This is a genomic window from Desulfocucumis palustris (assembly GCF_002933875.1).
In the GTDB taxonomy this organism is placed as follows: Bacteria; Bacillota; Desulfotomaculia; order Desulfotomaculales; family Desulfocucumaceae; genus Desulfocucumis; species Desulfocucumis palustris.
On record NZ_BFAV01000002.1, the window covers coordinates 21,736 to 32,920 of the forward strand.

General features: G+C 44.6%; 6 protein-coding genes and 1 pseudogene. All 7 read right to left on the minus strand.

The annotated features are described in order from the left end of the window. Positions 1-2: 2 nt before the first annotated feature. A complete protein-coding gene (locus DCCM_RS00140) occupies positions 3-836 on the minus strand; it encodes a hypothetical protein (RefSeq protein ID WP_104370454.1) in 834 nt (277 codons plus the stop codon). A 26-nt stretch (positions 837-862) separates the two neighbouring features. Continuing rightward, entirely contained in the window at positions 863-3,415 is a 2,553-nt protein-coding gene (gene dpdF / locus DCCM_RS00145) for a protein DpdF (RefSeq protein WP_104370455.1), read from the minus strand. Then, positions 3,408-6,827 (minus strand): SNF2-related protein, encoded by a 3,420-nt coding sequence (locus DCCM_RS00150; protein ID WP_104370456.1) that lies wholly within the window; start codon positions 6,825-6,827, stop codon positions 3,408-3,410. Before DCCM_RS00150 ends, dpdF begins: the two co-directional genes overlap by 8 nt. Positions 6,828-7,112: 285 nt before the next feature. After that, positions 7,113-8,489 (minus strand): tRNA-guanine transglycosylase DpdA, encoded by a 1,377-nt coding sequence (gene dpdA / locus DCCM_RS00155; protein ID WP_104370457.1) that lies wholly within the window; start codon positions 8,487-8,489, stop codon positions 7,113-7,115. A 25-nt stretch (positions 8,490-8,514) separates the two neighbouring features. Beyond that, a pseudogene (locus DCCM_RS19620) lies at positions 8,515-8,918 on the minus strand (queuosine precursor transporter). A gap of 264 nt (positions 8,919-9,182) precedes the next feature. Beyond that, positions 9,183-9,908 carry a DUF6884 domain-containing protein gene (locus DCCM_RS00170; protein ID WP_104370460.1) on the minus strand — a complete coding sequence of 242 codons (726 nt, stop codon included), beginning with the start codon at positions 9,906-9,908 and terminating at the stop codon, positions 9,183-9,185. 904 nt (positions 9,909-10,812) lie between these two features. After that, the coding region (locus DCCM_RS00180) for an SIS domain-containing protein (protein WP_123057278.1) at positions 10,813-11,185 on the minus strand (373 nt) is incomplete at its 5' end.

The window sequence follows — 11,185 nt, forward strand, 5'->3', positions numbered from 1 at the left end:
CCTTACCACCTCCCTATGACAATCTCGGAAACCGCACCAGTGATTTCATGGGTTGCCGCAGACTCGAGATACCACACATCCCTTGCGTCCCTTACATAGCCTAGCTTAATTTTACCGCTGTCATGAAGAGCCCTTAATCCCGCAGATAAGGCGAGGGAAAGGTTCTGCTCTCTGACTACAGCCTGTCCCCGATTGTTGTGGCTCAGCTCGCCGTAGTCCAATTCCGGACAGTGCTGGTTAAGCCAGACTATAAAATCCTTAAACGCTATGGGCCTGTCACGTTCCATCTGACGGTCTTCCCCCAAAACATCCTGTAGTCGCCGAGCAGCGTTGGGCACCACAATGCCGTTATGGATGAAGCCCAGGCCCAGGAAGCACACCCAGGTGCGCCAGCCGATAACGTTGGTTTCGTTATACATATTGATATCCTTATTGATATTAATCTCCCGGTCGAAATGTACTACCAGATCCTTCGACTTTTCACTATATACCTCCGGGCCTCGCATTAAATACCAGGCAGTGAAGCGACAAAAGGTCAACTGGGGATTGTCAAAGGCCCTATTTGCAATGGCCCGGCGAAAAGAATCAATAGACGCCATCTCATGGTCAGTTAAATTCAGTATAACGTTACCGTCCGACCCTCTGGCGATGAGCTCCCCCTTATCGGCCAAGTCGTAAACGTTTTTAAAAACGTCATCGTTTTTATTAAGGGACGATGGCTGCAGATATTGGCACAACTCCTCCTTGGTCAGCGATTGGTTGTACTGTATAAGTTTACACAGAGCATAAACCCTGTGGGGTGTTTGGGTGTTTTTTAATCGGTCATCAAAGGGCATATCTTACCTCCTCGTATGGCCAGATTCTAAATCCAATCATTATCTATTTTTCCTTTTTCGATTAACTTATCAGTTGAGTAACATCCGCCCTCTACTTGCTCACTTAGCTTTTTACCGTCAATTTGCAAGCTCTTAGGCGCAATGTGGATTACCTGGCTGCCCTCCTGCTGCCGCAGGTAATCTTGGGTCCAGTGGTATGCCTGGCGGCAAAGCTCCTCGTGAGCAGGGTAAACTAGCGCCACCGGTCCGGCAATTAAGGGGCGTACATTCTCCTCTAGCACCTCTGGCAGGGCAAAGATGGAATAATATGTATTTTCACCGGGCAATTCCTCCAGCATTTGCCGCCATTTCTCTTGTGCTGGCTCGGGAATAATCAACTGGCGCGCACCATCCTTGAGCAGTCCCTGGGCTAAGGCAATTAAATCATGCATGCTTAGTGGCTCCGCGTCGGAGTGGTAAAGTAAAACTTCCTTCCCACATCCCAGCCACGTGCTCAACAGACCGCTGATGCAGCTGGCGACAGGCAGATTCTCCTGCCCCCAAATTCTGAGGGACTGCCAGCTATTGTATGGCAGAAGGTTTTTTCTGCGGCAAGCGGGACAACCGCCACAAAGTTCAGTAGTGAGGGAATATGTTTGTACAAAGCTATTCGCCCAACAGGTTTTACTGTTGGCGGCCAAATCTTTCATTACCTGAAGTTCCAGGGAAATATAATCCCAGTCACGCTCCCGCAGAGGGGCAATTTCCTCCAGCAGAGCCCCCTGGTTCTGTAGCACATCCAATTTGCTCATGCGGACAAGCACCTGGCGCCTTAAATTTTGGCCGTCCCGGGTATCTAAAATATCAATATACTTTTTCCTGACTAAAAACAGCAGTGCAATTTCATTGAAGTCGGCGTTGCGCTGGCCAGTAATCTTATCTTCCAAGTGGGGGGGCTTGTAATCGGTGTCAGCCCAGAAAGTATCGCCACAAGTCCATTCCACCGGACGGGCCCGCATACTCTCCCACCGGCTGGCTATATTTTCTGCCGTTAAAACGCTTGAGTTGATCAGGTGAAAGGTTTCATCGCTATCCACAAGAGGAACATAACTCAGTATACTAATGGAAGGAAAGCCATCCCTTCCCCCCCGTCCAACCTCCTGGTAAAAGCGGTTGATGCTTTCCGGTAGGCAGCAGTGAATGACCGTGCGGATATCGGGCTTGTCCACCCCCATGCCAAAGGCTGAGGTGGCCACGATGATGTCCAGCTCATTGTCGCCCCAGCGGCGCAGGATGTATTCACGCTGGCCAGAGGTGGTTTCCCCGGTAAAGGTTTCCGCGCAGCTAAAGCCTCGGTCCTTGATTTTAGACAGCCAGGCCCTAGCCCTCTCGGGCTTGGTTACATAAAGAATAATCGGCCTTGGCAGCAAGGGCAGAATATTTAATATCTTTTCCTCCCGCTCTTCCTCGCTCCTGGACCGGTCCAACCAGAACATCGGTTCTGGCCGCAAGGCATCCCCGCGGATTTCCACCAGGTTGCCATCCTCGGCAAAAAGTTCCCGAATAATAGCACTGGTCCATTCTGTTAAGGTAGCGGAAAGAAGGACGGTCTTTAGCCTCCCATGGCTCTCCTCTAGCAGCCTTCTTCTAAAGGAGGACAGGAACTGGAACTCGGGCCGAAAGGATCTGCCCCAGTCCACCACAATGTGGGCCTCGTCCACAATTAAGCTGTTTAGCCTGCCCCGCCTGGCTGCCTCCAGCAAAACCCGCTGGAAGGGTGCGCTCAGGGTTGCCTCGGGGGAAATAAATAATAGGGGTAGCGTACCATTCTTCAGGCCACTATAAATTCTCTTTTTCTCTGCCTCGCCAACGTTACCGTAATAGGCGGCAGGCCGGTGCTCATCGCTGATGGCATTTTTAAAGTATTTTCCTGCAGACTGAGCCTGATCAATGGCCAGTGCCACAGTGGGCACAACCACGATGCTGCTGCCCGCTTCTGTCACCGCCCCGCTGATGGTACCGCCCTCAGTGAAGAAAAAGGCCGGCATTTGGCCCACCAGGCTCTTGCCACCACTGGTAGGCAGGCAGGCCAGCAAGGTATGGCCTGGTGGAAGGCACATACTGGCACTGATGATGGCCTTCTGTTCGCGAGATATGTAATGGGTGTATCCAGTCATATGATAAAGAATGCCATCCCCAAGCCCCATCGAGGTCTGCCGCCTTCGAGGGAAATCATACAATTCCGCCAAATGCTGGGTAGCACCATCCATCCATTGGGGGTAATGGGTCAGAGCCTTAATCTCAAGGCTACCATGAATAAACAACCGAAATTCCTCAGCCAATTCTTTCAGTTTTTGGGCCAATTCCTCCGTTAGGGTTAGGCCGCACTTATTGGTAAGAAGAAACTGTCTAAGATGTCCTGCAAAGTCATGGTATTCTCTTCGCTCCAGAGACCGACAAAGGCGAAAGGCACAGGATCCACGGGAATACTCCCGGCTGCCAACATTTTTGGCTAACAGCTGTTTAATAAATTCCTTTCCCTCTCCCGGAGGGCAGCGCCCTAGCAGAACCTGCTGCACCACTTCATAAATATTACTCAATCTTTCCCACCACCAATACAAAAGCTATTGATTCAAGCCGCCGGATGGGTCGCTTTAATCCTTCCCAAAGTACCTGGTAGACCGCTTTTATTTCCAAAAGCTTCTGAACCTCATCTTTATCTCCATAATATAAAGCTGAAGCCTTAATACCGTTATAGCGGCGCTGGAAATCGGACATTGCCCTCTTAAGCTCCAGTGATTGAACTAGCTCCCCTTTAACTTTTTGGAGGCTGGAATCATAAGCCTCTTGCACAATCTTTCCCCATACATCCGGGGGAAACTGCCTCTTGAACCAGTTGATATTACTCATTCTGTACTTTTCTCTAATCTTAAGGAAATCACTCTTTGAGGTGCGCTGCCCCAGGTGGGCGATGAGCCTGGAATCTTTAACCTGCTTTAGAGCACGCTGAATGGTTTGTCTAAGTATAGTCTCATCCTTGTCTCGATCCTGTTCCGACATCCCCTCCAGGGTAACGATTTGTTCCAGCGGCATATAGCCCTGGGCTAGTGCCAGGTACTGTGTGCCCATCTCTAGGGCAAGGAGAGGGCGGGGATTCAACACCGGCGACCAGGTTAAGACAAAGCCTTGCCAATCAAAGGGCAGGTCAGATTGAATTGCCATCGCACAGCAGCGCCCCCTGGCGCATTCATCCGCATTATTCACGATAGAATCGAAGAATGGATCGCTGGGGGCATAAAATACCAGGTCTTCCCTGGCAACCGCTAGGGTACGTGAAAAGGTTCCATGAATTTCCTGGATATGCCCATTGCTCCGGGACCGTTCCCATAGCTTTTCCATATCTGGCGGAATAAATAGCGTATTCTGCATGGATTTAAAACTCAACCGGTCGGGACTAAAAGTTACAATTTGCCCCTGGCGGTCTTTTTCGGCAACTAGCCCGGTGGATGAGGTCCAGCTCATCATAGTATTATAAAGGCTTTGGCCCTCATTTTTATCAAATTTTTCAATAAGCATTGTTAGTTGATCAATCATTTTCCTATCGAGCTGGCGTGCCATATCATAATAGCGCTCTTGATCCACCATTTTTCGCATATTGTGTAATTGTTTCTTAATATCTTCTAAAACAGTATCCAGACCACTTTGAAGATTTGTTTTTAGTGCAAGCAGGATTTGATCATGAATATCACTCAGAGCAATTTCCAGTCCGCTAGGCAATTCTTGAAAAATGTTAAGGCCTTCGTGCCAGAGATTGAAAAGCCCCTCCTCTATGGTTGCCCCCGAGCACACCACCACTGACAAAACATCCTTGTCTCTCCCGATACGGTCCAGGCGCCCGATGCGCTGCTCCAGTTGGAGGGGTGACCACGGCAGGTCAACATGAATAATTGCATCTGCCATTTGAAAGTTACGGCTCTCACCGCCCAGTTCATCACAAAGTAAGAAGCGGCATTTAGGATCACTTTGAAATCGGTCCACTGCCTTTTGCAACTTCTCTTCGTTTAATTCGCCGTAAAAGGTGGCCACCGCCAAATCCCCAAATTGTTTTTCAAGGAATCTCGCCAGGGGTTCCAGTGTTTCTTTCCAGGCAGTAAAAATTATAAATTTTTCATACTCAAGAGATTCTGATAGGTAGTCTAAAACCTTAAATAGCCTTCCTCTGATTTGATCTGGGTCGTCCAAGAGTTCATCCACCCGCATGAATTCCGCTTCTACCGCCCTGAACCATAATTCGCATGTCTGCAGCATCAATTCAAGCAGGGACTCCTCACCGGCAAAGCCCTGAATCACCCCGAGCACCTGCTGTCTCCAGACACTGATATGCCTGGGCGTGTTCGGTACGTTAGATATACCCATTGTATAGCTCTTATTGGCTAATACACTCCGGCGCATCAGGATCAGAGAATGAAGTGCCCAGGGGGAGCTGAACATGGCCCCCAGAAAGATTTTAATATAATCCCCAACCTGAGGCAAATCACTGTTATCAGATAGCTCCGCCAGATAAGTTAGCAGCAGTTCGTAGGTATTTAATTCATAAAAACCGTAATCAGCACCTGAGGGAGTATATTTAATTAGTTCCAGTTGACGGTCTGGCATAGGTTGGTCAGGCATAGACTCCCGCAACTCCGCGCGCCGGTGCCGAATGATATGCCGCTCTATTTGGTAATGCTCCCCAATGTAGGCCAGTGCAAGTTTTACTGCATCCAGCCCCATATCTTCCGCATCAATATCAATTTCCCGAACCAGTTCGTTAAATATCTTATCTTCCAACTTCTCAGCAATTTTCCCTAATTCGTCCAGGTAGTCCTCCGCTAATTCATCTTCTATGTAGTCATCTATATCCCGAACCAATCTGTGCACACGTCCCCGGAGAAAAGCCTGTCTCGCCAGCAACTGTTCAAACTTGGCCGGGGCCATATTGCCATACCGGCCGGGAGCCAGCAAAGCTAGTAATTGATGATATTCAATCTGCATTTGTTGTATAGGGGTTGCAGTCAGCAGCAAAATATTCTGCAGTTCCTTGCTTAAGTTATACACCAACTGATATTCAGCCTCCATGCTGAGCAACCTGTGGGTTTCATCCACAATGCAAAGATCCCAGTGAAGGCTTAATACCTCTTGTCCCTCTTTGGTATTTAATCTTTCCAGAGGAATGATTAAGTCACAGTCTTCCTGGCGCAGCCGACCGTCCCAGATGGGAACATCCAGCCAGAATTTATACGAGAATTCGTTACACCATTGGTGAACCAAAGAATCAGGCGCAATTATTAGGGTTCGTAGTTTACCTAATTTTTTATTTAGACCCTTCATGATAACACAAGCCTCAATAGTCTTGCCCATTCCCACTTCGTCTGCCAACATAAACCTACAATGGGGTTCGGATATTACCCGAATGATTGTATCAACCTGGTGTGGTAATAGAAAAACCCTTGAGCCCACCAGAATTTCAAAGCCATAGGTCGCATTTCTTAGAGAATAAAGTGAATTGGTAACTATATCTCTGTGGACGTACCAAAAAGGATTATGAAATTCATATTTTTTCATTTGCATTACAGGGCTATAATTCACCCTGTTAAAGGACGCTTGCAAATAATATTCACTGATTTCTTTTATCAGGCTCTGGCCATTTTTTAAATGTTGCACAAAATAATAGTGAAACTGGTCTTCTTTCCTGCCTGAATAACTTAGTACTTTGCCTTCATAATTTGGACCCCGCACAATAACCTCGCTATTGTCGAGGATTTTACAATGGGATAACTGATCTAGATTTATCCATTTTTCATCAGGTACGAAATCATAATACTTTCGTGCATTCATTAAATCATGAAACTCAACTAATGCTTCGTGTCTGTCCTCAGAAACCTCCACAATTTGACCCAACCAAAAAACACGAGGGTCATATTCATTTTCCAAATCGAAGGGACATCGAACATACATACCCTTTTCAAGCATTTTAAGCACCCTCTTGATGATAAAGTCATCTATTTAAAGACTTCAATCTTCGCACTACTATCATGGATTAGAAAAAAAACCACAAGATTTAATGTCCCTTCCTTAAATGGATTTATTTTACATAGTTATAGTTTTTTACGTTTTTCAACAATTTCCTTCAGAACAAGTATTCTATTTTAATGGAATTAAATTAATATTTATTTATCCTTTATTTCCCCCAAAAAAAAGAAACCCTTTTTTCGTGGGCTTCTTAAACTCTTTTTATAGCCAGTCCTACAATTAAATTTATTTACATATCTCCTGAAACAATTTATAAAAGACATAGGTATTATGAAACCCTCGCCGCCTATTTCTGTTATTGCGGCGAAATATTATTACTTCAATGCCAACATCTTCACATATCTTGCAACCACAACTTTTCCATGGCTGCTCCTCTAATGTGCGTCGGTACATCTCCGCATGACGCCCCCTATCACCACCAATTAGCCTATCATAGGCAAGAACTTTTTCTAAAGTTTCATCTAATGCCGCAAGACCCTTATCGTAGCGTCTTAGGGCTTTAAGTGCTTCCCCTTCTAATATTTTAAACAACTCCATTGAACCCCTGCCCTGCTCGACCATTTTTTTTACTGTACGGCCATCAGTAGGCGGTACCCTTATTGCAGAGTAATGACTGCCATCAAGGGTAAAATAATTTTTTCCGTTAGAATTTAGCCAGGCGCTTCGTAAATAGCTAGCGGAGTCAAAAGATGTCATACCCAGGCGACGAAATGCGGGCAAAAGGTCCAACCTAGCCACCCCAAACAGGTGAACTTTAAGATAATCAGGTATTACTTCCCTAACTTCTTTCAATATCTCTATTATCACTTTTGATGGTGCCCTAGCAAGACTTCCCAACGCTATACGCTCATAACCCATATCTACCAGGCAAGCAACTGACTCGCAAAACGACTGAGGGTCCCACCCCTGGGCAACCCCAATAGGTTTAAATTTGTAACCGCCCTTATTCCACAGTGAATAAAACTCATTTGCATTATCCCTTGTAATATTAAAACGCCTTTTTCTTTCATCCGGGTCTAAGGCAATATCCCCAACAATTAAATGGTCTATAGAAACCCCGTAATCAAAACCCATCTTCTCATAATAATCTAGTATTTCCACGGTTTGATACGGCGGTTCAGGTTGTTTAATATAGCTAAATGCCCCACAGTCCCCCATTATAGGCCCATCAGAAAACCTTATAAAATCATGCACACTCATAGAAGAGACCTTTTCTCTTTTTGTTTGGCTTTCCTCTATGGTAACTTTAGAGATTAAGACGCCGTCATAATTAGACATGCCATATATTTCATGTGCATAAAGATCATGTGTATAGGGATCTCGCCCCATAACAGGCTCATCTGCTATAAAATTATAGTCGGGGTCAACCCTGTCATCCCACTCCGGAATAAAATATTTTACAGGCAGGCCATAGTTTTTTGCTACTTCTTTGTCAGGAATCCAAAAGTCGAATTCATTTTTTCCTTTAAGCCGACTTTCTTTATTATCTTCACTTCGACATTCACTGCGTTCAGTTTGATATTCAGGAGAAAGGCCTTTCTGTTCACCATTAACAATTTTTTCATTAGCTATTGAAACCACTGCGGTTTTCGTCTGCGACATAGTTCCTCCCTGATATCACAATGGTTTATATCTTTCTATACATTTTGTCACGGAACCAATATACTAAAAGGTTAAAGAAAGGTGTATTTACTATTATAATTGCAAATTTTATTATGTATTGGCTTGCAATTAAGTTAGATAATGCCCGATTAGGCACAGTCCCATAAAACGCTATAGTGATAAATAATATTGTATCGATCGCCTGTGATATATATGTGGAGCCATTATTTCTCGGCCAAAGATACTTACCCCGGTTAGTTTTTTAATAAACAAAAAGGACCAGACATAAGTAAAGTGAGATATTAGAAATGCGGCCATACTGGCCTCAACAATTCTAAAAGAGCTGCTAAGAATTAATTTGCATTCACTCTGGTGTTGCCAAAATGGAGACCCGGGAAGATTAATAGTTAATTGAAGTAAGGCCACCATTATCTAGTTCATATGAAAGCCAAGAAATTTTGAACCCATAGCCCTTTTCTTGTCCATATTTCAGAAATTGCATCAACCATTAAAAATGTTATAGAATACGATATCACTGCAGATGGTACGAAAAATCCCCACAATGATATAACCTTTAAGGCGGTAATATCAGCAACAATGAGCGATGTAACATAAAGGCAAAGAATAAAATAAAATTTGTTTTCCTATTCTTACAATCGTTATCAATCCTCTCGGCTATCAGCAATATCAATATTATAATATTTGTTTTACCTCAACACCTAACTGTGCCAGCACCCGCAAAGCATCCTCAGTTTCAAAACGGCTTACGGGCAATTCGGATATTTTACTGACCAACCATTTCGGTGATACCCTCTCCCCATCAATTGGAACATACCATGAACGATATCTAGAATAATGCCTATCAACAAGCATTTCTAGCCTAGCCTTTTCATAGATTTGTTCAAGTGTTAATGATATCTCTTTTCCCTTAATGCATGATCTACCTTTAGGAGTATATATTGGCTTTCTGCTACCTGGATGAGATTCTCCTTGATAAAGCCAGTTAATCAACTCAGCTAACTTTCTACCCATTGTTCCCTTGCAAATTATTATGTTTTTATATTTAGAAACTAATAATTCAATTCCCGCTATAGCCTTTAGATAATCTCGCCCTACTGATATAAATATGTCATCGTAATTATTTATGCCTAAACCCTTTAACTTTCCAATTACAGATGAGTTAAGCTCCTGAGCTCTTTCATCATTCATTTTTTGGTCATAATCATTTATAAACTCGTTACCCCAAATAAGTCCATATTTTGCTGAAACTATAAAAATATCAGGGTCCGGTGATAACCCCTTATTAAGATAGCTACGTAAGACCATGAAAGACGGGCCATTGTATCTTTCTATTGCCCGCATTGGAGCTGGGTCCGGCCTTTTTCGTGCTGAACAAGATAAAATAAGTAACCGTTTCATATTATTAACTCCTCGCATAGCTGATTATTTCCGGTAGCGAATAAAATAATAATTTCAGGCAGCCTTGCCAGTAGGCAACTGATACCAGTTTTAGTATTCTGGAACGGGAAAGCCTTGTGGAGTTTCATTCCCCGATTAATCGCTACACTGTGCATAGCAGGTCTTCTTGGCGATGTCCACGCACACGATTAATGTGCCTTCCGTGATTAATGCGAATTTGTCGGCCTTTGTGTTCGGCATGGTAATCTCTCCTGGTGTTTGATTGTTGTGGCAAACTAACCATATCAGGATTTTTCTATTGCCTCGATGTCAGTTTCTGTTCATTACAGGAGTGCTTTTGCAGTATCTGAGGGGTTGGTATTAAAAACATAGTATCTGCATATAGCGAGAAAAATCTGAAGTATCTTTGCCATTCATTGCTTTGATAAAGGGAAAAATCTTTGTACCGACAATATCATAAATCATACGGGAATCTTTATTTTTGAACTTGCTTCATCTCATGGTCTGTCCATCTTCATCTTGAGGGAAAATTTTCTAAATAGCTTCGCCGCTGAGTGCTTCGAAGTTCTCGTTTTCCAATTCCTTCCAGAGAACGGATAAACATCAAATATATGTAAGTTGCTCTATAACGGTTATAGGGTTAGTGATACCACCATCCCACATATCTGTCCATATTTTGTCAACTTTGTTGCGAATTTCTTCGTTAGCATCTTTTTGCTCCTATGCCTCTTTAATGACCAGCTATAAATAATTATACCATCTCACCATACAAATTGTATCACTCTGAACTACTCCTTCAGTCCAGTCAACAGTCAAAATATCGTCTTTGTATAAAAAGGAGAGCTATAAACAGCTCTCCTCTTATGATAACAGCCATTTTATCTAATTGCCATATAATGTCAGCTTACTCCACAGTAACCGATTTAGCGAGGTTACGAGGCTGGTCCACATCGCTCCCCCTGGCCACCGCCATGCGGTAGGCCAGCAACTGCAGGGGCACCACCGAGAGTATGGGGGCCAGCACCGGGTGGGTGGTGGGTATGTGCATCACGTGGTCCACCACTTTTTCCACTTCCTTGATGCCTTCCATGGCCAGGGCGATCACCGTGGCGTCCCGGGCCTTTACTTCCTTGATGTTGCTGAGCATCTTTTCGAACAGGGACTGCTGGGTGGCCAGGGCGATCACCGGAACGTCCTTTACTATCAGGGCCAGGGTGCCGTGCTTCAGTTCCCCGGCGGCGTAAGCCTCGGCGTGGATGTAGGAGATTTCCTTCAGC